This window comes from Vagococcus sp. CY53-2 (assembly GCF_022604695.1).
Taxonomy (GTDB): domain Bacteria; phylum Bacillota; class Bacilli; order Lactobacillales; family Vagococcaceae; genus Vagococcus.
This window is the reverse complement of record NZ_JALAHP010000003.1, coordinates 146626-172362: the sequence shown is the minus strand read 5'-3', so window position 1 is coordinate 172362 and position 25737 is coordinate 146626. Positions and strand designations below refer to the sequence as shown.

At 34.6% G+C, this 25737-nt stretch carries 23 protein-coding genes, 1 pseudogene and 1 other annotated feature; of the genes and pseudogenes, 19 read left to right on the top strand and 5 right to left on the bottom strand.

Translation table 11 applies throughout. The features are described 5' to 3' along the window. Positions 1 to 89 precede the first annotated feature (89 nt). From MN581_RS06725 to yajC, 11 genes are all read left to right on the top strand, one after another. The gene (locus MN581_RS06725; RefSeq protein ID WP_117973326.1) at positions 90 to 890 is read left to right on the top strand and encodes a TIGR00282 family metallophosphoesterase; all 801 of its coding nucleotides are present in this window, start codon (positions 90 to 92) and stop codon (positions 888 to 890) included. A 24-nt stretch (positions 891 to 914) separates the two neighbouring features. Continuing rightward, positions 915 to 1298, top strand: coding sequence for a YlbF family regulator (locus tag MN581_RS06720; RefSeq protein WP_241699471.1), 384 nt, complete (start codon positions 915 to 917; stop codon positions 1296 to 1298). Positions 1299 to 1310: 12 nt separating this feature from the next. Continuing rightward, positions 1311 to 3905, top strand: coding sequence for a DNA mismatch repair protein MutS (gene mutS / locus MN581_RS06715; RefSeq protein WP_117973324.1), 2595 nt, complete (start codon positions 1311 to 1313; stop codon positions 3903 to 3905). A gap of 15 nt (positions 3906 to 3920) precedes the next feature. Beyond that, positions 3921 to 5846: a DNA mismatch repair endonuclease MutL gene (mutL, locus tag MN581_RS06710; RefSeq protein ID WP_241699470.1), complete on the top strand. Its 1926-nt coding sequence runs from the start codon at positions 3921 to 3923 to the stop codon at positions 5844 to 5846. Between the two features lie 14 nt (positions 5847 to 5860). After that, positions 5861 to 6412 (top strand): Maf family protein, encoded by a 552-nt coding sequence (locus tag MN581_RS06705; protein WP_241699469.1) that lies wholly within the window; start codon positions 5861 to 5863, stop codon positions 6410 to 6412. Between the two features lie 6 nt (positions 6413 to 6418). Continuing rightward, positions 6419 to 6844, top strand: a complete 426-nt coding sequence (msrB, locus tag MN581_RS06700; RefSeq protein ID WP_241699468.1) for a peptide-methionine (R)-S-oxide reductase MsrB — start codon at positions 6419 to 6421, stop codon at positions 6842 to 6844. A 111-nt stretch (positions 6845 to 6955) separates the two neighbouring features. After that, positions 6956 to 7573, top strand: coding sequence for a Holliday junction branch migration protein RuvA (gene ruvA / locus MN581_RS06695; RefSeq protein ID WP_241699467.1), 618 nt, complete (start codon positions 6956 to 6958; stop codon positions 7571 to 7573). Positions 7574 to 7588: 15 nt separating this feature from the next. Further along, positions 7589 to 8602 (top strand): Holliday junction branch migration DNA helicase RuvB, encoded by a 1014-nt coding sequence (ruvB, locus tag MN581_RS06690; protein ID WP_241699466.1) that lies wholly within the window; start codon positions 7589 to 7591, stop codon positions 8600 to 8602. A gap of 80 nt (positions 8603 to 8682) precedes the next feature. After that, the gene (gene queA, locus MN581_RS06685) at positions 8683 to 9717 is read left to right on the top strand and encodes a tRNA preQ1(34) S-adenosylmethionine ribosyltransferase-isomerase QueA (RefSeq protein WP_241699465.1); all 1035 of its coding nucleotides are present in this window, start codon (positions 8683 to 8685) and stop codon (positions 9715 to 9717) included. 17 nt (positions 9718 to 9734) lie between these two features. Beyond that, on the top strand, positions 9735 to 10880 hold the full coding sequence (gene tgt, locus MN581_RS06680) for a tRNA guanosine(34) transglycosylase Tgt (RefSeq protein WP_117973317.1): 1146 nt from the start codon (positions 9735 to 9737) through the stop codon (positions 10878 to 10880). An 83-nt stretch (positions 10881 to 10963) separates the two neighbouring features. Beyond that, positions 10964 to 11329 carry a preprotein translocase subunit YajC gene (gene yajC, locus MN581_RS06675; RefSeq protein WP_117973316.1) on the top strand — a complete coding sequence of 122 codons (366 nt, stop codon included), beginning with the start codon at positions 10964 to 10966 and terminating at the stop codon, positions 11327 to 11329. 47 nt (positions 11330 to 11376) lie between these two features. Here the strand turns inward: yajC and MN581_RS06670 are convergent. From MN581_RS06670 to MN581_RS06660, 3 genes and pseudogenes are all read right to left on the bottom strand, one after another. Next, positions 11377 to 11644, bottom strand: a pseudogene (locus tag MN581_RS06670) (IS30 family transposase); the annotation flags it as partial. 151 nt (positions 11645 to 11795) lie between these two features. Then, entirely contained in the window at positions 11796 to 13724 is a 1929-nt protein-coding gene (locus MN581_RS06665) for a heavy metal translocating P-type ATPase (protein WP_241699464.1), read from the bottom strand. A gap of 135 nt (positions 13725 to 13859) precedes the next feature. After that, positions 13860 to 14429: a GNAT family N-acetyltransferase gene (locus MN581_RS06660; RefSeq protein WP_117973314.1), complete on the bottom strand. Its 570-nt coding sequence runs from the start codon at positions 14427 to 14429 to the stop codon at positions 13860 to 13862. A 232-nt stretch (positions 14430 to 14661) separates the two neighbouring features. Between MN581_RS06660 and rplK the strand changes: the two genes are divergently transcribed. The 7 genes from rplK to MN581_RS06625 all read left to right on the top strand — a co-directional run bounded on the left by rplK (position 14662) and on the right by MN581_RS06625 (position 19997). After that, positions 14662 to 15084, top strand: a complete 423-nt coding sequence (gene rplK / locus MN581_RS06655) for a 50S ribosomal protein L11 (RefSeq protein WP_071457521.1) — start codon at positions 14662 to 14664, stop codon at positions 15082 to 15084. A gap of 105 nt (positions 15085 to 15189) precedes the next feature. Further along, positions 15190 to 15879, top strand: coding sequence for a 50S ribosomal protein L1 (rplA, locus tag MN581_RS06650; RefSeq protein ID WP_241699463.1), 690 nt, complete (start codon positions 15190 to 15192; stop codon positions 15877 to 15879). 45 nt (positions 15880 to 15924) lie between these two features. Further along, positions 15925 to 16052, top strand: a sequence feature (ribosomal protein L10 leader region). Positions 16053 to 16088: 36 nt separating this feature from the next. Continuing rightward, positions 16089 to 16589 carry a 50S ribosomal protein L10 gene (gene rplJ / locus MN581_RS06645; RefSeq protein WP_117973312.1) on the top strand — a complete coding sequence of 167 codons (501 nt, stop codon included), beginning with the start codon at positions 16089 to 16091 and terminating at the stop codon, positions 16587 to 16589. A gap of 66 nt (positions 16590 to 16655) precedes the next feature. Then, positions 16656 to 17027: a 50S ribosomal protein L7/L12 gene (gene rplL, locus MN581_RS06640; protein ID WP_117973311.1), complete on the top strand. Its 372-nt coding sequence runs from the start codon at positions 16656 to 16658 to the stop codon at positions 17025 to 17027. Positions 17028 to 17165: 138 nt separating this feature from the next. Further along, positions 17166 to 18632 (top strand): nicotinate phosphoribosyltransferase, encoded by a 1467-nt coding sequence (locus MN581_RS06635; protein WP_117973310.1) that lies wholly within the window; start codon positions 17166 to 17168, stop codon positions 18630 to 18632. A gap of 18 nt (positions 18633 to 18650) precedes the next feature. Beyond that, a complete protein-coding gene (locus MN581_RS06630) occupies positions 18651 to 19115 on the top strand; it encodes an ASCH domain-containing protein (RefSeq protein WP_241699462.1) in 465 nt (154 codons plus the stop codon). A 183-nt stretch (positions 19116 to 19298) separates the two neighbouring features. Next, positions 19299 to 19997, top strand: a complete 699-nt coding sequence (locus MN581_RS06625; protein ID WP_241699461.1) for a hypothetical protein — start codon at positions 19299 to 19301, stop codon at positions 19995 to 19997. Between the two features lie 424 nt (positions 19998 to 20421). On the opposite strand, the gene pgmB is transcribed toward MN581_RS06625, so the two are convergent. Further along, a complete protein-coding gene (pgmB, locus tag MN581_RS06620; RefSeq protein ID WP_241699460.1) occupies positions 20422 to 21081 on the bottom strand; it encodes a beta-phosphoglucomutase in 660 nt (219 codons plus the stop codon). A 1-nt stretch (position 21082) separates the two neighbouring features. Further along, positions 21083 to 23362 (bottom strand): glycoside hydrolase family 65 protein, encoded by a 2280-nt coding sequence (locus tag MN581_RS06615; RefSeq protein ID WP_241699459.1) that lies wholly within the window; start codon positions 23360 to 23362, stop codon positions 21083 to 21085. Between the two features lie 200 nt (positions 23363 to 23562). Between MN581_RS06615 and MN581_RS06610 the strand changes: the two genes are divergently transcribed. Continuing rightward, complete coding sequence (locus tag MN581_RS06610; RefSeq protein ID WP_241699458.1) at positions 23563 to 25734, top strand: PTS transporter subunit IIBC; 2172 nt, start codon at positions 23563 to 23565, stop codon at positions 25732 to 25734. Positions 25735 to 25737: the final 3 nt, after the last annotated feature.

The window sequence follows — 25737 nt, the reverse complement described above, 5'->3', positions numbered from 1 at the left end:
ATGAAAGATAGAAAAAATTTTGATTTCTTTTATTTAGGTTTGAAACTTGTTAAAATATATAGGTAGCTAATTAGAAAAGAGGAAAATAAATGCGTTTATTATTTGTTGGAGATGTTGTCGGGTCATTAGGAAGAGAAACCTTAGGCACCTATCTTCCAAAGTTAAAGAAAAAATATCATCCCCAAGTCACGATTGTGAATGGTGAAAATGCCGCAGCAGGTCGTGGGATTACAGAAAAAATATACAAAGAAATCTTACAATATGGGGCAGATGTGGTGACTTTGGGTAACCACGCTTGGGATAATCGCGATATTTTTGAGTTTATACAGGACGCAAAAAAAATGGTTCGACCAGTGAATTTTCCAAAAGACACAACACCTGGAAAAGGGATTGTTTATGTCAAAGTAAATACGATTGAGTTAGCCGTCATTAACTTACAAGCAAGAACGTTTATGATACCAATAGATGATCCATTTGATGTGATTGATAAATTAGTTGAAGAAGCATCACAAAGAACATCTCATATTTTTATTGATTTTCATGGAGAAGTAACGAGTGAAAAACAAGCAATGGGTTGGTTTTTAGACGGACGTGTTTCTGCTATTGTTGGGACACATACACATGTTCAAACAAATGATGCACGTATTTTGCCAGAAGGAACAGCTTATTTATCAGATGTTGGGATGACAGGGCCATATGATGGTATTTTAGGTATGGAAAGAACAGCTGTTATTGAAAAGTTTCGTACCGCTTTGCCACATCGTTTTGAAGTGGTTACAAGTGGGCGTTCAATCTTATCTTATTGTGTGATTGATATTGATGATAAGACAGGAAAAGCGAAAAAAATAGAAGCAAATACCATTAGTGCAGATAGTCCGTTTAGAGAATAGTGTAATAAGAAAGGGGCTTTTATGATGGAGAAAAGAGAAGTCTATGATGCACAAATAAATGAGTCTTTATCTATCTTGTTAGAGAGTTTAGAAGATCACGACACCATAAAAGCTTATAAAAGAATAGAGAAAAAAATTGATAAACACGATGGATTAAAAGAGATGGTGGAACAAATCAAACAGCTGCAAAAAGAAGCAGTGAAGTTTGCTCACTATGACAAACCAAATGCTGAAAAAGAAATGTTAAGACAAGCCGATGAACTGCAAGAAGCATTTGATCATCATCCACTAGTACTTGAATATAGGGAGTGTTTGGTTGAAGCCAATGATTTGTTGCATCATTTAACGTCTTTATTGCAATCGCAAGTGAACGATTCATTAGAAAAGTTATTAAATGAAAAAGAGTAGGGAAGTGATTGTATGCCACAAAAAACAAAACATACGCCAATGATGGAGCAGTATTTTGAAATCAAAGCGCAATATCCAGACGCTTTTTTATTTTATCGTTTGGGTGATTTTTATGAAATGTTTTATGAGGATGCAGAAAAGGTATCTCAATTATTAGAATTAACGCTAACTAGTCGAAATAAAAATGCAGAAAATCCGATACCAATGTGTGGGGTGCCCCATCATTCTGCTGCCAATTATATTGATATTTTAGTTGAAAAAGGGTATAAAGTGGCAATCTGTGAGCAAGTTGAAGATCCTAAAACCACAAAAGGTATGGTGAAACGTGAAGTCGTTCAGTTAGTCACACCAGGGACTGCGCTAGGAAAGCAAGAAACCGATGCAAAGCAAAATAATTTTTTAACAGCGATTGTCTATGATGAGGTTAGTGGCCGCTATGGTTTTTCTTATACGGATTTAAGTACAGGGGAAATGAATGTTGCCACATTGCTAGATGAAGAGACAGTTCAAAATGAGTGCAGTGGGTTAAGAACGAAAGAAATCGTAATCGGAAGTGACTTGCCACAGTCGTTATTAGAGTGGCTTGAATCACAATCGATTGTTCAGTCACCTCAAACGATAGGCGAAATAGAATCTGAATTTAGTTATTTGATGGAAAAAATAGAGGATAAGTTAGCCAAATTATCAACACAGATATTACTAACGTATCTTTCCAACACACAAAAAAGACAGTTAAGTCATTTACAGCAAGCTCAAGTCTATGAGCCAAGTCACTTTTTAAAAATGGATTATTACTCTAAATATAATTTAGAATTAACGCAATCCATTCGATCAAAAGATAAAAAAGGCACATTGCTCTGGCTACTTGATGAAACCCAAACAGCGATGGGTGGGCGTTTATTAAAACAATGGATTGATCGCCCTTTATTAAAGTTATCAGCTATTAAAGAGAGGCAAGAAATGGTTGAAAGTTTGACTCAAGCTTATTTTGAGCGAATGGATTTAAAAGAGTATTTACGCCATGTCTATGATTTAGAGCGATTAGCCGGACGCGTGGCATTTGGGACAGTTAATGGGCGTGATTTGCTTCAATTAAAACAATCACTTGAGCAAATTCCGATGATTCAAAATATCATTCAAGGATTAGATAATGGTCAGTTTGGTACATTGTTAGAACAAATTACACCAATGGATGATTTAGTTGCGATTATTAGTGAGTCAATTAATGAAGAAGCCCCTTTATCGATTACTGAGGGGAATGTTATTAAAGATGGCTTTAATGATGAGTTAGATAAATACCGTGATGCTATGAAAAATGGCAAACAATGGTTAGCCGAAATGGAAGCCAAAGAACGCCAAGCGACAGGCATAAAAACATTAAAAATTAAATTTAACCGAGTATTTGGCTATTTTATTGAAGTGACAAAAAGTAATATTCAAGATGTACCAGTTGATCGGTATGAAAGAAAGCAAACACTAGCCAACGCAGAAAGATATATTACACCTGAGTTGAAAGAGATGGAAACACTAATTTTAGAGTCACAAGAAAAATCACAAGAATTAGAATATCGTTTGTTCTTAGAAGTAAGAGAAACGGTCAAAGAGTCAATTGAACGGTTGCAGTCACTCGCAAAAGCTGTGGCAACACTTGATATTTTACAAGGATTTGCTGAAATTAGTGAAACATATCAATATGTTCGACCTGAAATGACAACGAATCAATTGATTATTCAAGTAGATAATGGAAGACATCCGGTTGTTGAAAAAGTATTAGGCAGTCAAGAATATGTGCCAAATAGTATTGAGATGGATAAAGACACGATGATTTTACTAATAACTGGACCAAACATGTCAGGAAAAAGTACCTATATGAGGCAACTAGCTCTAACAGTTATTATGGCTCAAATTGGCTGTTTTGTTCCCGCTGAAAAAGCAGTTTTACCTATTTTTGATCAGATTTTTACCCGAATTGGGGCATCAGATGATTTGATATCAGGACAAAGTACGTTTATGGTTGAGATGATGGAAGCAAATCAAGCATTGCAGTATGCGACACCAAATAGTTTGATTTTATTTGATGAGTTAGGTCGTGGAACTGCAACGTATGACGGAATGGCATTAGCTCAAGCAATTATCGAATATATTCACGAATATGTGGGAGCTAAAACTCTTTTCTCTACGCATTATCATGAAATTACAACACTTGAACAAGAATTAAAAGGTGTTAGCAATCGTCATGTTGGAGCAGTGGAAGAAAATGGTGAAGTCGTCTTTTTACACAAAATGATGGAAGGTCCAGCTGATAAAAGTTACGGGATTCATGTAGCTAAACTAGCAGGATTACCAACGAATTTACTACATAGAGCATCTGATTTATTAGAAAATTTTGAATCACAAGCAGTTCACACAACAGAAGTTAGTGACGCACATCTAATTTTTGAAAAAGAAATAACATCAACAGAAGATGCGGCACAACTATCACTGTTTTCAGAAGAAACACCTGAATCAGTTGAAGTGGTGAATGATATTAAAAATTTAAATCTGTTAAGTGTAACGCCACTCGAAGCGTTAAATATTTTATCTGAATTACAAAAAAAAGTGCAGTAAAAGGAGGCTAGAAGCATGGCGAAAATTGAAGAGTTATCACAGATTTTAGCCAACCAAATTGCTGCTGGTGAGGTAGTGGAACGTCCCGCTTCAGTCGTTAAAGAATTGCTTGAAAACTCGATTGATGCTGGTAGTACGAAAATTGATATTTTTATTGAAGAATCAGGATTAAAGAAAATTCAAGTAATTGATAATGGGGAAGGAATTTCTTCAGATGACGTGTTAAATGCCTTTAAGCGCCATGCCACCAGTAAAATTCATAACCGTGAAGATTTGTTTCGTATTCGTTCACTCGGTTTTCGTGGTGAAGCATTACCCAGTATTGCTTCAGTATCTGAGGTGACACTTGAAACATCAACTGGTGAAGAAGGAAGCTATCTCTTTCTATCAGGTGGTATAGTAAAAGAGCACAAGTCTCACTCATTGCGTAAAGGAACTAGTATAACGGTTGAAAATATCTTTTTTAATACACCAGCTAGACTAAAATATGTTAAAACATTACAAACAGAGTTAGCTAATATTGGTGATGTAGTCAATCGGTTAGCTATGAGCCATCCAGATATTTCGTTTTCATTAACTAATGATGGTCATCGAATGTTACGAACACTAGGAAGTGGTGATTTAAAACAAGCGATTGCCGGTGTTTATGGTGTTAATACAGCAAAAAAAATGATTGAAGTATCAGGGGATGATTTGGATTTTAAGCTAACAGGTTATGTGTCTTTACCAGAAGTGACACGAGCTAGCCGTAATTATATCTCACTCATCATCAATGGTCGCTACATCAAAAATTTTATTTTAAATAAAGCCATTGTATCTGGATATGGTTCAAAACTGATGGTTGGTCGATTTCCGATTGCCGTGTTATCAATTGAGATGGACCCATTGCTTGTTGATGTGAATGTTCATCCAACTAAACAAGAAGTTCGCCTAAGTAAAGAAAAAGAACTCGTTACGCTAATTGAAACAAGCATTGCTAAAACGTTGGGTGAGGAAGTGCTGATTCCTCGCGTGAATGATAGCAAACCATTTAAAAAACAAGTTGAAACGATTAAAGTAGAGCAACAACAATTACCATTTGAGCATTCTGCTAAACCACTAGAGCGTGAACAACAAATTAAAGATACCAATTTAGCGTATGATTCATTGACGGGTGAATTTTATTTAAAAAATAATGAAGAAAAAGAACTATTTAAAGAAGCAAAAGATTACACAAATGGTGTCTCAGAAAAATTAGATGATGCGACTTATACGCAAGAGAGTGACATAGAATCAAATACTGTTTCTCATGAAGTGATTGAAGAAGTGGTTGATCTACCAAAAACTGATACGCAAGAAACATCAACGCACAGTTTTCCCCATTTAGAATATTTTGGTCAAATGCATGGCACCTATTTATTTGCCCAAAGTGATGAGGGACTTTATATTATTGATCAACATGCCGCTCAAGAACGTATCAAGTATGAGTATTTTAGAGAAAAAATAGGAGACGTTGGGGAAGACAAACAACAACTTCTTGTGCCAATTATTTTGGAATACTCAGTAGATGATTACATAAAGATTAAAGAAAATCTATCGGTGTTTGAAGAAGTCGGGATTGAGTTAGAGGATTTTGGACAACAGAGTTTTATTATCCGTTCTCATCCAACGTGGTATCCAGTTGGAAAAGAAGAGTCGACCATCCGTGAAATGATTGATATTTTCCTAGAAGAAGGAAAAGTTGAAGTAAAATCCTTTCGTGAGGCTACAGCAATTATGATGAGTTGTAAGCAATCAATTAAGGCCAACCATCATTTGGATGAACGTCAAGCACGAGCCTTATTAGACGAGTTAGAAACATGTGAGAATCCGTTTAATTGTCCGCACGGTCGCCCTGTGTTGATTCACTTTACCAATCAGGATATGGAAAAATTATTTAAACGAATTCAAGAGCCACATTAGAAAGGAAGACGTACATGATACTAGCGTCAGCATCACCTAGAAGAAAAGAGTTATTGTCATTTGTGACAAGTCATTTTACGATAAGCCCAGCCGATATAGATGAAACGGTCAATTTAGATGAATTATCCAAAGATTATGTTCGTCGCATGGCCAGAGAAAAAGCTAAAGAAATTATTAAACTTTATCCAAATGAAACAGTAATTGGGTGTGATACAACAGTTGTGTTAGATAATGACATTATGGGGAAGCCGATTGATGAAAAAGATGCTTACGATATGTTAGAAAAACTAAGTGGTAAGACACATAGCGTAATGACAGCCGTTTGTGTGATAACCCCTGAAAAAATATATGAACATATCGAAGTTGTGAATGTGTTGTTTTATGATTTGGATGAAGAAGACATCACTGGTTACATTAAAACTGGTGAACCAATGGATAAAGCAGGGGCTTATGGTATCCAAGGAAAAGCAAGTGTGTTTGTCAAAGAGATAAAAGGGGATTATTTTTCTATCGTTGGCTTACCAGTTGGTTATTTAAACCAACTATTTAAAGAATTAGGGAGGTGAAGAAAGTTGGCAAATAAAGAAGAGTTAAAACAAACATTAACCCCTTTACAGTATCAAGTCACTCAAGAAAATGGCACAGAACGTCCTTTTTCAAGTGAGTATGACCAGTTTGATAAAGATGGCATTTACGTAGATATCGTTAGTGGGGAACCATTGTTTTCTTCAACGGATAAATATGACGCTGGATGTGGGTGGCCATCATTTACAAAGCCTATAGCAACATTAAAAGAACTTGAAGACACTACGCTTGCAAGAGTGCGAACTGAAGTCAGAAGTTCCCAAGCTGATTCACACTTAGGTCATGTGTTTCCAGACGGACCACAAGACAAAGGTGGACTAAGGTATTGTATTAATGGTGCTGCGTTACGTTTTGTTCCAGTTGAAGATTTAGAAAAAGAAGGCTATGCTGAATATTTAGCACTGTTTAATTAACTAGGGCTTCCCATATTTATGGGGGCTTTTTTTAATAAGGAAAGCATAGGATAATTGTTCGGGATATGGTACAATTTTAGGGAACATGCGTACGTGAAAGGAAGAAAACAAGTGTATGAATACATCAAAGGGACAGTAACATTTACTAGTCCTTATTATATAGTCGTTGAAACAAATGGATTAGGTTATCAAATTGCGGTGGCAAATCCATTTCGCTATTCAGCTTATTTAAATCAAGAGGTGACGGTTTACTTGCATCAGGTTATTCGTGATGATGCCCATTTACTTTATGGGTTTGCCACATTAGAGGAAAAACAACTATTTTTAAAATTAATTAGTGTCTCAGGAATTGGACCAAAAAGTGGATTAGCGATTATGGCGTTAGATGACCATTCAGGTTTAGTTCAAGCAATCGAAGCGCAAGACGCGACGTATTTAACGAAATTCCCAGGTGTTGGAAAGAAAACAGCACAACAAATGATTTTAGATTTACAAGGTAAATTAGATGATGTTGCAGTCGAAGCATCTGAAACGACCACTATTTCCACACAAGAAGATTTATTTACTGTAGAGACAACGCAACAATTAGATGAAGCAATCGAAGCCCTAAAAGCACTTGGGTATTCTGAAAGAGAGATTAAGAAAATCAAAAAAGAGCTTGAAAGTTATCAAGATAAGACAACAGACGAGTACTTACGTATTGGGTTGAAATTATTAATGAAAAAGTAGGGGATGGTAAAGAAGATGTCAGAACAAGAAGAAAGACTTGTCTCTTCTGAAACATTAGACGCGGAAGAAATGGTAGAAAAGTCGCTTAGGCCAACACGATTATCGCAATACATTGGTCAACAAAAAGTGAAAGATGAATTGACAATTTACATCAAGGCAGCCAAACAACGAAATGAAGCACTTGACCATGTCTTACTCTATGGACCACCGGGATTAGGAAAAACAACGATGGCTATGGTGATAGCAAATGAAATGGATGTCAGCATTAAAACAACGAGTGGACCAGCCATTGAAAAACCAGGAGATTTAGTGGCAATACTAAATGAGTTAGAACCAGGGGACGTGTTATTTATTGATGAAATTCATCGTTTACCACGTGTGGCGGAAGAACTTTTGTACTCAGCTATGGAAGATTTTTATGTCGATATTATGATAGGACAAGGGCCTACTTCTCATCCTGTTCATTTTGAGTTGCCTCCATTTACTTTGGTAGGGGCAACGACACGAGCTGGTATGTTATCAGCACCTTTGAGAGATCGCTTTGGGATTATTTGTCATATGGAATACTATGATGAAGCTGATTTGAAAGAAATTGTTATTCGCTCGTCAGATATTTTTGATGTGGTGATAGAGGAAAGTGGTGCGTATGAAATTGCTAGACGTTCACGTGGCACGCCGCGTATTGCCAATCGTTTATTAAAACGTGTGAGAGATTTTGCTCAAGTCACAGGGGAAGGTGTAGTCACAAAACAAATTGCTGATGATGCATTAAAAATGCTCCAAGTCGATGATAAAGGATTAGATTATGTCGATCAGAAATTGCTTCGTGCGATGATTGAGTTATACAATGGTGGACCAGTTGGATTAACGACCATTTCTGTAAATATCAGCGAAGAACGTGAAACAGTAGAAGATATGTATGAACCTTACCTTATACAGAAAGGGTTCATCAAACGCACACAACGAGGACGTGTTGTGACAGAATACGCGTATCAACATTTAGGTTATCCTTATAATCAAAATAGTTAAGCTATCTTGACTGTTTTTATTTAAGAGTAAAAGTGTTAAAATACAACAGGAGATAGAACAGAAAGGAAATAGGTGAGGATATGACATTAAAAACCTCTGACTTTGATTTTGATTTACCAGAAGAGTTAATCGCACAAACACCACTAGAAAATCGTGCGGCATCAAAGTTATTAATATTAGATTCGAAAAATGGAGCAATTGAGGACACGCAATTTCCTGCAATTATAGATGAATTAAATGAAGGAGATGCTCTTGTTATGAATGATACAAGAGTTCTTCCTGCAAGGCTTCACGGAGAAAAACCTGATACAGGTGGTCATTTAGAAGTTTTATTGTTAACGAATACAACAGGTGACACATGGGAAACCTTAATTAAACCAGCCAAACGTGCCAAAAAAGGTACCGTGATTTCATTTGGAAATGGGGCATTAAAAGCAGTCGTTGAGGAAGAACTAGAACATGGTGGTCGCATGATTACTTTTTCTTATGATGGTGTCTTTTTAGAGATTTTGGAGTCACTTGGTGAAATGCCATTGCCACCATATATCAAAGAGAGACTAAGTGATAACGATCGCTATCAAACCGTTTATGCGAAAGAAAATGGGTCAGCAGCCGCTCCAACAGCTGGGTTACATTTCACACCAGATGTCTTGAAAAAAATTGAAGATAAAGGGGTTAAATTAGTATATTTAACCCTTCACGTTGGACTTGGAACATTTAGACCAGTCAGTGTGGATGATGTGGAAAATCATAAAATGCATAGTGAGTTTTATCGTTTAACTAAAGATTCGGCAGACACATTGAATGAAGTCAAAGAACAAGGTGGAAAAGTTGTAGCAGTTGGAACAACATCTATCAGAACACTTGAAACCATTGGGACAAAGTTTGATGGAAAATTACAAGAAGACAACGGTTGGACAGATATATTTATTAAACCAGGTTATGAGTTTAAAATAGTCGATGCGTTTTTAACTAATTTCCACTTACCAATGTCAACATTGATTATGTTAGTCAGTGCGTTTGCCGGAAAAGACAACGTCCTTAATGCCTATGAGCATGCTGTAAAAGAAAAATATCGCTTCTTTAGCTTTGGCGATGCGATGTTTGTTAAATAAAGAAAGAGAGAAAAGACATGACAGAACCAGCAATTAAATACCGATTGATAAAAAAAGAAAAACATACTGGCGCACGACTAGGTGAAATTATTACCCCTCATGGAACATTCCCAACGCCAATGTTTATGCCTGTTGGAACACTTGCCACTGTAAAGACAATGGCACCGGAAGAATTAAAAGAGATGGGTGCCGGAATTATTTTAAGTAATACCTATCATCTATGGTTACGCCCTGGTGAGGACATTGTAGAAGGTGCAGGTGGACTACATAAATTTATGAACTGGGACCAAGGAATTTTAACCGATTCTGGAGGATTCCAGGTCTGGTCATTATCAGATATGCGACAAATTGAAGAATCTGGTGTTCATTTTAGAAACCACCTAAATGGTTCTAAGATGTTTTTATCACCAGAAAAAGCTATTCAAATTCAAAATAAATTAGGACCAGATATCATGATGAGTTTTGATGAGTGTCCACCATTCCAAGAAAGTCATGACTACGTGAAAAAATCTATTGAGAGAACATCACGTTGGGCTGAACGTGGACTAAAAGCTCATCAAAATCCTGATAGACAAGGACTATTTGGTATTATTCAAGGAGCTGGGTACAAAGATTTGCGTGAACAAAGTGCGCGTGAATTAGTTAGCTTAGACTTCCCTGGTTATTCTATCGGGGGATTGTCAGTAGGAGAACCTAAAGAAGAGATGAACAAAGTGCTTGAATACACAACACCACTGATTCCAGAAAATAAACCTCGTTACTTAATGGGTGTTGGAACGCCAGACTCATTAATTGATGGCGTAATTCGTGGAGTTGATATGTTTGATTGTGTGTTACCAACACGTATTGCAAGAAACGGAACATGTATGACAAGTCAAGGACGTTTGGTCGTTAAAAATGCAAAATACGCAGAAGACTATCGTCCAATTGATGAGAAATGTGATTGCTACACTTGTCGCAATTACACACGAGCTTACATTCGTCATCTCATTAAATGTGATGAAACATTCGGTATTCGTTTGACGTCTTATCATAACTTGTATTTCTTATTAAATACCATGAAACAAGTCAGACAAGCTATTATGGATGATAACTTATTAGAATTTAGACAAGCGTTTTTTGAAGAGTATGGCTTTAATAAAGAAAATGCCAAGAATTTCTAAAATTTATAGAATTTTTGTAGTTAAATAATTAAAAATTTGTTACAGTTATAGTTGAGTGAAATAAGAAAGAGGTGAACTAAGTTATGCAAACATTGATACCATTGATATTAGTGATGGGTGGAATGATGTTTTTTATGAGTCGTTCTCAAAAGAAACAACAAGCTCAACGTCAACAATTATTAGATAGTATGCAACCTGGTAGTGAAGTTGTGACTATTGGTGGACTATACGGAATCGTTCATGAAGTAGATAAAGAAAAAGGCACAGTGACTCTTGATTGTGAAGGAATCTATTTAGAATTTGAACGAGGAGCAATTAAAACAGTTAAAGCACCTGCAGCACCTACATCTAATGAACCTATAGAGGATAATACGTCAGAAGTTGAAGTAACTGAAGTTGAAGTGGTTGAAGAACCAGTCACTGAAGAAGAAAAAAAAGATAACGAATAATAAGAAAATAGTACTTTTTAAGTGCTATTTTTTATTTTTTTTATTTGTCAAATTAAGCTAGACAAAATATCATTATCTATATAACTCAAAAATACTTCCAATGGTGTTTTATAGTTTAATGATTTTCTAGGGATATTATTTCTTTTAGATGCGATAGATTGGATAAAAGATTCCTTAACTCCATTGAAATCAATTTGATTAGGTAATCTATCTTTGCGTAATAACCCATTAAAGAGTTCGTTTAAGTCTTTTTTAGGGTGTTCCTGAATTGGCAAAATAAATATCAATATTATTTAGCTTGCTGATTGATTTAAATAGATGGCATGGAAATTTTTTTAAACCAATTATTTAAACTATTGTGATCACTTTCCTTGTTTTCTTTGGTTGTCTAGCTTAATTTTACAATCGGCGATACAAAAAAACAGGAGATAGAATTTAGTCTCTCTCCTGAATATAATGATATATTTTAATTTTTAAGTGGTGTTAAAAGTCTTAATCCATTAAATAAGACAACTAATGTAGATCCTTCATGGGCTAAAATACCAATAGGTAAGTTCATTTGACCAAAAATATTTAATACAACAAGTAATGCGACAACACCCATAGAGAAAATAATGTTTTGTTTAACCACTTTATCTAATTTTTTAGATAGACGATAAGCGTAACCTAGTTTGTCTAAGTCGTTTTGCATTAAAACAACATCTGCTACATCAATGGCAACGTCCGTTCCATCACCCATAGCCACACCAATATCAGCTTTTACAAGAGCTGGTGCATCATTGATCCCATCACCAACCATGGCTGTTAAACCATATTTGTCTTGAAGTGAGCTAACAATTTGTGATTTGTTTTCAGGTAGAACATTTCCTGCAACTTCGTCAATTTTAAGTGTATTTGCTACAGCACGACCAGTACGTTCAGCATCACCGGTGATCATTGTAGTGTGAATATTATGTTCTTTGAAATATGCAACAAGTTGTTGTGCTTTTGGATTTGGTAAGTCCATCATGGCGATTAAGCCAATGACCACATCATCTTCAGAAAATAGTACGACTGTTTTTCCTTCTTCAGCATATTTTCTTTCAAATGATTCAATGTCAGAAGATACGTTAGTAAATTGAGAAGCTTTCCCGATTTTGTATGTATGTCCTTTATAAGTTGATACGAGTCCTTTCCCAATTTGATTTTCAATAGTTAATGGAATGTCATTAACTATTTCAATTGATTCGACAATCGCATTAGCTAATGGATGATTGGCTTGTTTTTCCATGGCTATAATTAAATCAGTATAGAATGTTTCTTCGTTTGTGATGTGATCAATAAAGTGAACATCAGTGACTTTTGGTTTTCCTTCGGTTAATGTACCAGTTTTATCAAATGCGATAGCTTTAATTTCTGAAAGGTTTGAAAGGTAAGAGCCGCCTTTGAATAGAACTCCGCGTTTAGCTAAGTTTGAAATGGCAGATAGTGTCGCTGGAATATCACTCGCAGCAAGGGCACAAGGCGAAGCAACTGTTAAGAATACCATGCCTTTGTAAAAACTATCATACCAAGCCATATTGAAAACAAGTGGCATTAATACAATGTATAAGAATACAAGAACCATAACACTCGTGACATATTTGGGTTCTAAACGTTTAATCTTTGTGGCAGTTTTAGATAGGTTTGATTGAGATTCATTGACTAACTGTAAAATTTTAGCAAATACAGTGTCTGTACTATCTTTTGTTACAACCATTGTAATAGTTCCATCACCATTGATTGTACTACCAAAAACATTATCACCAACTGTTTTTTCAGCAGGAATACTTTCACCGTTGATTGATGATTCATCAATTGATGTGTATCCAGTTAGAATGATTCCGTCAGTTGGAATTTGTTCCCCATTTAATACTTTCAAATGATCGCCAATTTTTAGTTGAGCAATATCTACTGTCTTAGTAGAACCGTCTGAAAGTATTAATTTAGCATCAGTTGGATTCATTTTCATTAAAGAAGTAATTTCTTTTTTACTTTTATTTTCCACATAATGTTCTAAAAAGTGAGCGGCAGCAAAGATAAGAATTAGAAGAGCCCCCTCGGTATAATCTCCGATAAGTACTGCACCGATTGCTGCAAGGGACATTAAAACATGGACATTTGGCATAAATTTTTTAAGTCGTTTGGTTTCTTTAATGGTATCTTCAAAACCCTCAATCATAATGTGATACCCAGAAAGAACAATAGTTGAAACGGAAAGAATGGTTTTTAAAGTGCCAACTGGTAAAAATAAACTAATCAGAAATGTTGCGAAACCTAGAAAGAATAGAACGACTGGTAGATTACCATGATTGTGATTATGTGCGTGGCTACATTTTTCATGATTATGGTCAACGGCATGTTGTGATTGTGACATGTGGTTCAACTCCTTTTTATATAAGTGGGCAATCATATGAATGTTTGTTCATGTTTAAATTATATATCCTTATACAAGAAAAAGCAAATAAAACCTCGATTATTTTTTCGAATAATCGAGGTTTTATAATTTTGGCTAAATATGTTTCTGTAAATGCTCGTATCTATGACCGGCAATATCAATTTCACCTGATTTTTCAAAACCATTGTTCAAATAAATTCTTTTGGCATTGTCATTAACTAAATCACAATTCAAACCTATAGTAGAAAGATTTGATTGTGTCGCTAATTCAGAAAGAGAGTTAAGCAACTCTTTTGCGACACCTTTACCACGATGATTAGGAGAGGTTACTAATGTATCCAAATACCATTCATTATCAAAGGCTTCTTTTTCAGTAAATAAACGATATTTTTCTATTGGTAAGTTGTGTTGTTCTAGAATGTCAAAGAATCCTTCATCAATATTTTTTTCTAAATGTTGTGGGTAGCCAAAAGCCACACCAGCGACTTCACCATTAATTTCTTTTACCAATGCATTTTTGTAACCGTAACGATGGGTTGGCTTTTCTATAAAACCAGTAACGAGTAAATTTTTTACCTCATCCTCAGGTAATTTATCGAAGATATCTAATTCCATATCTCTTAGAACGATCATCACTAAGTCGATGGCTTGGCTAGCATCTTTTTTTTCTGCAAAACGAATCATTTTGAACGGTTCCTCCTTTTGCTATAAATTAAGTACTGTTACTATATCATGCGTATAATATAGTAGCAACTTGCAAAAAAGTAAAAATATAAAAAAGAGTATTGATTATTTTAAAAATGATAGTATAATATGAAGGTGCGTGTAATACACGTATTTCTTTTTTATTTACAGTGTGGGAGGAGAAATTTACATCTCCATTAAACCACATCACGGACTTAAGGAGGTATGTCTCGTGGCAAAGAAAGTTGAAAAATTAGTTAAATTACAAATTCCTGCAGGGAAAGCAACACCAGCTCCACCGGTAGGTCCAGCGTTAGGTCAAGCGGGTATTAACATTATGGGATTCACAAAAGAATTCAACGCTCGTACAGCAGATCAAGCTGGTTTAATTATTCCAGTTGTAATTTCTGTATATGAAGACCGTTCATTTACATTTATTACAAAAACACCACCAGCTGCAGTTTTACTTAAAAAAGCAGCTAACATTGAAAAAGGTTCAGGAGAGCCTAACTCTAAAAAAGTAGCAACTGTTACTAAAGATCAAGTAAAAGAAATCGCTGAAACTAAAATGCAAGACCTAAACGCAGCTGATATTGAAGCAGCTATGCGCATGGTAGAAGGTACTGCACGAAGCATGGGTATCACTGTAGAGTAAACTTCTACAGCGAGTCTTGAAGTAGCTTCTCAGTCGAATTTATATTGAAAAATATAAATACGTGGGAGGTACAACCGTTATAACCACAATCAAGGAGGAAACAAAATGGCTAAGAAAAGTAAAAAAATGCAAGAAGCATTGAAAAAAGTAGATGTAACAAAAGAATACTCTGTAGCAGAAGCAGTAGCTTTAGCTAAAGAAACAAACATTGCTAAATTCGACGCAACTGTAGAAGTTGCTTACCGTCTAAATGTAGACCCTAAAAAAGCTGATCAACAAATACGTGGAGCTATGGTATTACCTAATGGAACTGGTAAAACTCAATCTGTATTAGTTTTCGCTAAAGGTGAAAAAGCTAAAGAAGCAGAAGCTGCTGGAGCTGACTTTGTTGGTGAAGCTGACATGGTAGAAAAAATTAAAGGTGGATGGTTTGGTTTTGACGTAGTCGTAGCTACTCCAGACATGATGGCGCAAGTTGGTCAATTAGGACGTGTATTAGGACCTAAAGGATTAATGCCTAACCCTAAAACAGGAACAGTTACTATGGACGTAACAAAAGCTGTTGAAGAAGTTAAAGCAGGTAAAGTAACTTACCGTGTAGACAAACAAGGGAATATTCATGTCCCAATTGGTAAAGTATCATTTGATGATGCTAAATTAATTGAAAACTTTGAAGCGTTAAATGATGTTATCGTAAAAGCTAAACCAGCTGCTACTAAAGGAACTTATATTCAAAACTTAACAATTACAACAACTTTTGGACCTGGTATTAAAGTTGATAAATTTTCATTCTAATTAATAAAAACAGTTGACCTAGATAACTGTAGATGTTATAGTTATCTAGGTTAAAATATTATGCCGAAGACAGTAGGTGGTTCTAGAACCTTAATTTCCTACCGAGGACAATGATTAATACAATCAATAGTCCCTCTATGTCAACGGTGGCATGGAGTTTTTTTGTATAAAAAATTCCACCATCTATTAATTAACGGAGGTGAAAATAAATGAGTGAAGCATCAATTGCAAAAAAAGCACAAGAAGTTGAAGTGATTTCTGCTAAACTAAAAGAAGCTGCATCTGTTGTTGTAGTGGATTATCGTGGTTTAACTGTAGAAGAAGTAACTAACTTACGTAAACAATTACGTGATGCAAACGTTGAGATGAAAGTTATCAAAAATGGTATCTTACGTCGTGCCGCTGAAAAAGCTGGATTAGAAGGTATGGAAGATGTATTCTTTGGACCTACTGCTGTAGCATTCAGTAACGAAGACGTTGTTGCACCTGCTAAAATCATGAATGATTTTGCAAAAGAAGCAGAAGCGCTAGAAATTAAAGGTGGCATTATCGAAGGAAATGTTTCTTCTAAAGAAGAAATCATTGCTTTGGCAAAACTACCAAGTCGCGAAGGCTTACTTTCTATGTTACTATCTGTACTTCAAGCTCCTGTCAGAAACGTGGCTTATGCAGTCAAAGCTGTGGCAGAAAAAGAAGAAGAAGTTGCTTAATAGCAGCTTAGTTTATTAAAAAATAAAAATTAAATAATCGAAAGATTTAAAATGGAGGAAAACAACATGGCATTAAACGTTGAACAAATTATTGCTGATTTAAAAGAATCAACTATTTTAGAATTAAATGATTTAGTTAAAGCTATTGAAGAAGAATTTGGTGTATCTGCTGCTGCTCCTGTAGCTGTAGCTGGTGGCGCTGCTGAAGGCGGATCTGCTGCTGAACAAACTGAATTTACTGTAGAATTAACTTCTGCTGGAGATTCAAAAGTTAAAGTAATCAAAGCAGTTCGTGAAGTAACTGGTTTAGGATTAAAAGAAGCTAAAGCATTAGTTGATGGAGCTCCATCACCAATTAAAGAAGGCGCATCTAAAGAAGAAGCTGAAGAAATCAAAGCTAAATTAGAAGAAGTTGGCGCTTCAATTACATTAAAATAATCATTTATTTTAATAATTGAGAGGAAGAGAAATCTTCCTCTTTTTTTTATTGTCTCAAAAGGATAAAAGTTGAGAATTTTGTTTATAAGACGTAAAATGTAAATGATAGAATAAAAGGAAAAAGAATTGGAGAAGATGATGATTAATCGATTACATGACGATAGTTTGGCATTACACACGGATTTATATCAATTAAATATGATGAAAACATATTGGGAATTAGGACGTGATGATAGACATGCTGTATTTGAGTGCTATTTTAGAGATATGCCATTTAAAAATGGGTATGCTATTTTTGCAGGATTAGAAAGAGTGATTGATTATCTTGATAATTTAGTATTTTCTGATACAGATATTGACTATTTAAGACGAGTTACAACCTACCCTGAGGAATTTTTAACTTATTTAAAAGAATTTAAATTTAAGTGTACAGTACGATCTGCTCTAGAGGGAGAATTAGTTTTCAATAATGAACCAATATTCCAAGTAGAAGGACCTCTTGCACAATGTCAATTGATAGAAACGGCCGTACTCAACATTATAAACTATCAAACACTGATTGCGACAAAAGCTGCGAGAATCCGTGCAGTATGTGGCGATGATTTAATTATGGAATTTGGAACACGACGAGCACAGGAACTTGATGCATCAATTTGGGGAACTAGAGCAGCTTATATAGGCGGTTTTGATTCAACAAGTAATGTTAGAGCGGGTAAAATGTTTGGTATACCTATTGCAGGAACACACGCTCATAGTTTAATTCAATCGTATTTAAATGATTATGAAGGGTTTAAAGCGTATGCTCAAACGCATAAAGATTGTGTGTTTTTAGTTGATACATACGATACATTACGTTCTGGTGTACCTAGTGCGATACGAGTAGCCAATGAAATGGGTGATAAAATTAATTTTATTGGTGTTAGAATTGATAGTGGAGACATGGCTTATATCTCCAAAAAAGTAAGAAAGCAGTTAGATGAGGCAGGATACCCAGATGTTAAAATTTATGCATCAAATGATTTAGATGAATCGACCATTCTAAATTTAAAAATGCAACGGGCAAAAATTGATGTTTGGGGGATCGGAACAAAACTCATTACAGCTTACGATCAACCAGCGCTGGGTGCGGTTTATAAAATAGTTTCTATTGAGAATGATGATGGAAAAATGGTGGATACAATCAAGTTATCAAGTAATGCAGAAAAAGTTTCAACACCTGGTAAAAAACAAGTTTGGCGAATTACTGGTAAAGATGGGAAATCTGAAGGAGATTACATCACACTTTGGACAGAAGATCCACGAAATCAAGAAGAGTTATACATGTTCCACCCAGTTCATACTTATATTAATAAAACAGTGAAAAACTTTACAGCACGTCCAGTTTTACAAGATATCTACATAGACGGTAATCGAGTGTATGAGTTGCCCACATTAGAAGAAATCAAAAAATTATCTAAAGACAATCAAGACTCATTGTGGGAAGAATACAAACGTAATTTAAACCCTCAAAAATATCCAGTTGATTTATCAACAGAGTGTTGGAATCATAAGATGACAACGATTAAAAAAGTACACGAAATGACACATAACCAATCAAAAAAATAATCATATAAGGATAATCGCATGAATAAAAAAGAAGCTGCTTTTTGGCAAAAGTTTCTTAGTCAAACAACGATTGAAAATCCAATATTCAGTGAAGCTTGGTCATTTGGAGCTACAGATGAAATGGCTGATGAATTAGCAAAGCTTGTACTAAATGGTACCAAGACAGCAACAGCTAGTGCTAAAGTTGAGTATGACTGGGAAAACGAGGCGTTACCAAAATCTAATCATCATTATGATATGTTGTTAGATGGAAGTGGAAATCCAGTAGCAGTCCTTATGACAACTAAAGTCTATATGACAAAATTTTGTGAAGTAACACCAGAACATGCCTATAAAGAAGGAGAAGGGGATTTATCACTTAAATACTGGAAACAAGTTCATTACAATTTTTGGCAAACATTATTTAAAGATATCTATAATAAAGAAGTAGATATAACAAATATGGAAGTAGTATGTGAAGAATTTGAAATAATTTATAAATAAATAAAAAAAGACATCTTTTTTTGAAAAGTTGTCTTTTTTATTATCAAATATATTTAAATGATATTTAATGTAAAATATCAATTATTTTTTTATTAAAAGTTTATTATTATTACATATGATGATTATATGCATATGCTATATGATAAACTACCAGATATTACAATGAAAAAGGGGTATATAATGGTGGAACAAAAAAGTATTTATATAAATAGTTTTGGCAGAGGGCGTTTACTTAATGACAAAGGAGAACGTATTTTACTTCGTACAAAGAAAGCATATGAATTATTTTTTTATCTTTTCCATTATAGAGAAGAGTTGGTGACTAAAGATGATCTAGTTGATATATTATTTCCAGATATGACTGGTGAGCGAGGCGGAAGTAACTTACATACAACCATTTATCAAATTAGGAAAGAGTTTGATAAACATGGTTATCCTGATATTATCGTGTATAAATCTGGAACTTATTTTATTAATGCACAAATCAAAAGTGATTGTGAAGAAGTTCAAAAAATTTTAGTGGACATGTTAACAGAAGAATCCTTGAGGAGAATATTAAAAGTTTATGATGGTCAATATTTTGAAAGAGATAACTATGAGTGGAGTGAGTACCGAAGAAATGATATTCATAGTAAGGTTATACTAGGTGTGAAAGAAGCGATATCTTTAAATAAACTTTCTAATATGGTATTAATGCAATTTTTACTTGTATTTAAAGAGGATTGTTTATGTGATTTAGAATTATTGGATAGTATTTTAGACCAATTTAATCAAAGTAGGGATAGATTAAAAGTTAAAAAGATAATAAATGATGCACAAAGATATTGGGAAATTAATATGTTGTGCACTTTACCTGAAGAAATTAGTAAAAAGTATCAATAAATGTTAATACTGTATTATGATAAATAGTCTAATAAAGGTATTGGACTATTTTTTATGCGTATTATTTTTAGTTTTATTAGACTAAAAGTAATATTTTCGTTACCGAATAAGGTAAATTTTTCATGATTGACAAGACTTGTAGCCATATGAGATATTATAAAATATTATCATATGATACATATTTTATAATATCTCATATTGTTTAAAAAGTATAAATTGCGGTATTTTCCAACAAAATGGCTTATATGATATAAAGGAACTGCTTTTTTGAATAAAATAACTAAGCTAGTTAAAAGGTTAAGTTGACTTTAAGAGCAGATAAGTTTCTTTAACGTTACGTCAAAATAGATGGTTTGAACAAGTTTTATAACAAAGAAAAAAGCTTCGAGCCTTGGGTTATTCCATGGCTCGAAGCTTTTATAGATTAGTCCACCCAATTTTTTGTTAAAAACTCATAGGTTAAGTCGTTAGTTGTTGAAACTAGTGTGATGTCTGTGCCTAAATCTTGGCTGTTACCAACACCAATTGGTAAAGCACCACTTTTTTTGATTGCTGTAATACCTGCTTTTGAGTCTTCAACCCCAATACAACTTGATATCGGACAATCAATGGCTTTTGCAGCAGCGATAAAAATATCTGGTGCAGGTTTGCCAGAAGCCACACTAGTAGGATCAACAATAGCATCAAAATAACTCGTTAATTTCATTTTTTCTAATAATAATGGGCCATTTTTACTGGCGGAGGCTAAGGCTATTTTTATATGATGTTGCTTTAATTCTTTTAGTAGGGGAAGAATTCCTGGAAAAATATCGTCTTCTGAAAAAGATTGTATCATCTCAACGTAAACATCATTTTTTTTTGCAGCAAGCTCTTTAAAGGTATCGTCATCAATATTAGACCTTTTGCTACCGTGTTTCAAAATTAAGTCTAGCGAATCTTCGCGACTCACACCTTTTAATTGTTCATTAAATTCTCGGTCGATATCAATACCTAACTCCTGAGCTAAACTTTTCCATGCTCTATAATGGTATTCTGCCGTATCTGTGATGACACCATCTAAGTCAAATAGTACTCCTTGAAACATATTATTCCACTCCTTTAGTCATTAATTTAACTGTTAATGAGTCGGTTAGTGTGTGCCTATTACCATAAATTGTGACATCTAAAGGTTCACCATTTAACAAATTAATGGTAATGTTGTCTGATACACTGATATAAAGTAGGCGACCTCGATAGTTTATATGGAAAGCATAACTGTCCCATTTTGTTGGTAAGAAAGGAGCAAAACTAAGTGATTCATTGAAAACTTTCATCTGTGCAAAGCCTTGTACAATGGTCAACCAACTTCCAGTCATTGATGTGATATGTAGCCCGTCATCTGTGTCATTATTGTAGTTATCTAAGTCTAGTCTAGCAGTTCGTTGATACATTTCTACCGCTTTTTCTTCCATCCCTAATTCTGCAGCTAATATGGAATGGATACATGGAGAAAGGGATGATTCATGTACGGTCATTGGCTCATAAAATTCAAAGTTTTTACGTTTTTCTTCAATAGTAAATTGATCGTTAAAGAAATAAATTCCTTGTAGTACATCTGCTTGTTTGATAAAACAAGAGCGTAAAATTTTATCCCAAGACCAGTTTTGATTCAACGGAACATCTTTTTTATCTAAATCAGTGACAGGTATTAAATCCTTGTCTAAAAAAGTATCGTGTTGAACAAAAATGCCAAGTTCTTCATCTTTCGGTAAATACATTTTATCGATAATATCTTGCCAATGTGCCATTTCTTCTTCAGACAAGGATATAGTTGTATCGTTTTTATAAAGTTGATAATTTTCGATTGTGTAGCTTAATACCCAGCGTGCAATATAGTTTGTGTACCAGTTATTATTAATATTATTTTCATATTCATTTGGTCCAGTAACACCATGAATCATGTAAGCATCATGACGTTTAGAAAAATGAACTCTGTCAGCCCAAAAACGTGAAATTTCAGATAATACTTCTAGTCCTTCGTGTTTCAAGTAAGAAGTGTCACCAGTATAGTTTGTGTAATTATAAATAGCATAAGCAATAGCGCCGTTTCGGTGGATTTCTTCAAAGGTGATTTCCCATTCATTATGGCACTCAACCCCTGTGAAAGTAACCATTGGATAGAGAGCACCTTGTAAGCCTTGTTGTCTAGCGTTATGTTGTGCTTGGGGTAACTGGTTATGACGATATTTTAATAAGTTTTTCGTTACATTCGGTTCTGCTAAGGACAAATAAAGTGGAACAGCATAGGCCTCTGTATCCCAATAAGTAGCACCGCCATATTTTTCACCAGTAAATCCTTTTGGGCCAATGTTTAGGCGTTCATCTTCACCATAATAAGTTGAAAATAATTGGAATAAATTGAAGCGAATACCTTGTTGAGCTTCGTCATCACCTGTAATAACCACATCTGCTACTTCCCAACGTTTTAACCAAGCGTTTTTATGTTGAGAGATTAATTCTTCTACAGTATTTTTATTAACTTGATTTAATAAATTTCTAGCATGCTCTAATTGATTATTTTCTGCAATATCTCGGCTTGTAACGACAATCACTTTTTTATCTAATGAGATGATATCGCCAGTTTGTAATGTCGTAGTGATTATTTCTGAAGCTTCAAACTCTTTGAATTCTTTTTTAGTAGGTAAGTTTGGTTGAGATAAATCATTTTGCATGAACGTTGTCACACAGAATTCATCTATACCAAAAGGGTTGCTGATAGTTTTCGCTGTGACAAAGTTCTCACCACTTTGTCTATGTTCCCAAAACATATCATCGTAATTGCTATCTTCATTATGAACATGGTTATCTAATTTAGAGACTAATGTAATTTCGCCTGAACCTTCTAACATTTCGACAGATACGTTAACTAAAGCCAGTTCTTTAATAGTTAAGCTAAGCAAGCGTTTGAAAGAACACTTAACAGTGCAATCGTTAATAGTTACTGTAAACTGGCGTGATAGAATGCCATGTTGCATGTCTAATTCTTGATAAAAATCTGTAGGTGTTATCGTATTTAAATCAACTTTATGATTGTTAACATATATATCAACAGCAATAAAATCAATTGCATTAATGACTTTTCCAAAATAGTCAGGGTAACCATTTTTCCACCAACCAACACGTGTTTTATCAGGATACCAAACACCTGCCAAATAAGTTCCTTTGTGATTATCTCCTGAGAAACCTTCTTCAAAGTTTCCTCTTAATCCCATATAGCCATTTCCAATACTTGTTAAAGATTCTTGCAAACGGATGTCTTCTTTGTGTAATGAGTGAGTGGTTAATTTAAATGGGTTAATGTCAAACAGTCTTTTTAAATGAGTCATACTATTCCCTCCATGGATTAAAGTTGTTAATTACATGATATACGCAAACGATTGCGAAAGCAATATAAAAATAAAAATGTTTTGTTTATATTGTTTAATTATGATTTAAAAAAGTGTTTACTTTTCATAAACTGATACGTATAATATGAATTACGCAAACGATTTCATTTAAGATTAATTTAAGAAAGAGGTAAGGTACAATGAAAAAGTTACTAAGTTTTGAGTTTTGGCAAAAATTTGGAAAAGCATTAATGGTTGTGGTAGCTGTCATGCCTGCTGCTGGATTAATGATTAGTATCGGAAAAACGATTCCGATGATGTCACCAGATATGGCGTTTTTAGTAACAACAGGTGGAGTAATTGAAAATATAGGGTGGGGAATTATTGGAAATCTTCATTTATTATTTGCACTAGCAATTGGTGGTAGTTGGGCTAAAGAACGTGCAGGTGGAGCTTTTGCTGCAGGTATTTCATTTATTTTGATTAATCGCATTACTGGCTCAATTTTTGGTGTGACTTCAGAAATGCTGACAAACGATGAAGCATTTACTCACACATTATTTGGAACTAAAATCATGGTTAAAGGATTTTTCACTAGTGTACTTGAAGCACCAGCATTAAATATGGGTGTTTTTGTCGGAATTATTGCGGGATTTGTCGGAGCGATGGCTTACAATAAATACTATAATTATCGTAAATTACCAGATGCATTATCATTCTTTAATGGTAAGCGCTTTGTTCCATTTGTTGTCATACTTTGGTCAACGATTGTTTCAATTGGTTTAGCTATTGTATGGCCAGTTATTCAATCAGGCATTAATAATTTTGGTTTGTGGATTGCTCAATCACAAGAATCTGCACCAATTTTGGCACCGTTTTTATATGGAACACTTGAGAGATTATTACTACCATTTGGATTGCATCATATGTTGACCATACCAATCAACTATACTCAGTTAGGTGGAACCTATGAGATTTTATCTGGGGCACAAGCTGGAACGCTTGTCTACGGACAAGATCCTCTATGGCTTGCTTGGGCAACTGATTTATTTAACTTAAAAAATGCTGGAAATATCGAACAATATAATTATGTGTTATCAAATTGGACACCAGCTCGTTTTAAAGTAGGGCAAATGATTGGCGCATCAGGTATTTTAATGGGCTTCACTTTGGCGATGTATAAAAATGTGGATAGTGATAAGAGAAAACAATATAAATCAATGTACGTCTCAGCAGCGTTGGCAGTATTTTTAACCGGTGTTACAGAACCGTTAGAATTCATGTTTATGTTTGCAGCCGTTCCGTTGTATCTAGTGTATGCAGTGATTCAAGGAGCGGCATTTGCGATGGCCGACATCATCTCATTACGCGTCCATTCATTTGGAAATATTGAGTTATTAACAAGAACACCATTAGCCATTAAAGCAGGTTTATCACAAGATTTGATTAACTTTGTAATTTGTATTATTGTGTTTGCTATTGTTTCTTATTTTATTGCTGGATTTATGATCAAGAAATTTAATTTAGCAACACCAGGTAGAAATGGAAACTATGATGTGGATACGTCAGATAACCCAACTTCATCAGGAAGTTATGAAGGAATCTCTCCACAAATTGTATCAATCATCCAACTACTTGGTGGAAAATCAAATATTTCTGAAGTAGATGCTTGTATGACCCGTTTAAGAGTTAGTGTCAAAGATGCAGAACTTGTCGGCTCAGAACAGGAATGGAAAAAAGCAGGAGCACTTGGTTTAGTGATAAAAGATAAAGGTGTTCAGGCGATTTATGGACCAAAAGCTGATGTCATTAAATCTGATGTGCAAGATGCTTTGGATAGTGGGGTTGACATTGATTCTCTTACTGTTGATACCGTTATTAATGAGCCAAACGAACAAACAACTGTTCAAACAAATGTTACCATTCCATTTGTTTCTGTAGCAGACGGAGAAGTCATTTCGATAGAAACTGTTTCAGATGATGTGTTTTCGCAAAAAATGATGGGCGATGGTTTTGCGGTAAAACCATCGAATAGTCAAGTGGTTTCACCAGTATCTGGTGTGGTTCAGTCTATTTTTCCAACAAAACATGCCATAGGATTATTAACACCTGAAGGATTAGAAGTGTTAGTACATATGGGACTAGACACTGTAGAGATGACTAAACAAGTATTTGACGTATCAGTTAAAGAAGGTGATACTGTAAAAGCGGGTCAATTATTAGCAACAGTCGATTGGAAAACAGTTGAGAATGAAGGGAAGGGTACCACGATTGTAGTAGTTTTTACAAATACACAAGAAATTAAAACGCTCGAGTTATCAACTGTTGGTGAACATAAATCATCAGAAAAAATTGGTCAAGTATCATTATAAAGT

Bases quoted from the DNA above. Each gene is read 5' to 3' on its own strand.
- mutL (WP_241699470.1), top strand. From the start codon at position 3,921: ATGGCGAAAATTGAAGAGTTATCACAGATTTTAGCCAACCAAATTGCT.
- MN581_RS06610 (WP_241699458.1), top strand. From the start codon at position 23,563: ATGAAAAAGTTACTAAGTTTTGAGTTTTGGCAAAAATTTGGAAAAGCA.
- tgt (WP_117973317.1), top strand. From the start codon at position 9,735: ATGACAGAACCAGCAATTAAATACCGATTGATAAAAAAAGAAAAACAT.
- MN581_RS06630 (WP_241699462.1), top strand. From the start codon at position 18,651: ATGAATAAAAAAGAAGCTGCTTTTTGGCAAAAGTTTCTTAGTCAAACA.
- ruvB (WP_241699466.1), top strand. From the start codon at position 7,589: ATGTCAGAACAAGAAGAAAGACTTGTCTCTTCTGAAACATTAGACGCG.
- rplA (WP_241699463.1), top strand. From the start codon at position 15,190: ATGGCTAAGAAAAGTAAAAAAATGCAAGAAGCATTGAAAAAAGTAGAT.
- MN581_RS06720 (WP_241699471.1), top strand. From the start codon at position 915: ATGGAGAAAAGAGAAGTCTATGATGCACAAATAAATGAGTCTTTATCT.
- mutS (WP_117973324.1), top strand. From the start codon at position 1,311: ATGCCACAAAAAACAAAACATACGCCAATGATGGAGCAGTATTTTGAA.
- MN581_RS06660 (WP_117973314.1), bottom strand. From the start codon at position 14,429: ATGATTCGTTTTGCAGAAAAAAAAGATGCTAGCCAAGCCATCGACTTA.
- MN581_RS06635 (WP_117973310.1), top strand. From the start codon at position 17,166: ATGATTAATCGATTACATGACGATAGTTTGGCATTACACACGGATTTA.
- MN581_RS06705 (WP_241699469.1), top strand. From the start codon at position 5,861: ATGATACTAGCGTCAGCATCACCTAGAAGAAAAGAGTTATTGTCATTT.
- yajC (WP_117973316.1), top strand. From the start codon at position 10,964: ATGCAAACATTGATACCATTGATATTAGTGATGGGTGGAATGATGTTT.
- rplJ (WP_117973312.1), top strand. From the start codon at position 16,089: ATGAGTGAAGCATCAATTGCAAAAAAAGCACAAGAAGTTGAAGTGATT.
- queA (WP_241699465.1), top strand. From the start codon at position 8,683: ATGACATTAAAAACCTCTGACTTTGATTTTGATTTACCAGAAGAGTTA.
- MN581_RS06615 (WP_241699459.1), bottom strand. From the start codon at position 23,362: ATGACTCATTTAAAAAGACTGTTTGACATTAACCCATTTAAATTAACC.
- pgmB (WP_241699460.1), bottom strand. From the start codon at position 21,081: ATGTTTCAAGGAGTACTATTTGACTTAGATGGTGTCATCACAGATACG.
- rplL (WP_117973311.1), top strand. From the start codon at position 16,656: ATGGCATTAAACGTTGAACAAATTATTGCTGATTTAAAAGAATCAACT.
- MN581_RS06665 (WP_241699464.1), bottom strand. From the start codon at position 13,724: ATGTCACAATCACAACATGCCGTTGACCATAATCATGAAAAATGTAGC.
- MN581_RS06725 (WP_117973326.1), top strand. From the start codon at position 90: ATGCGTTTATTATTTGTTGGAGATGTTGTCGGGTCATTAGGAAGAGAA.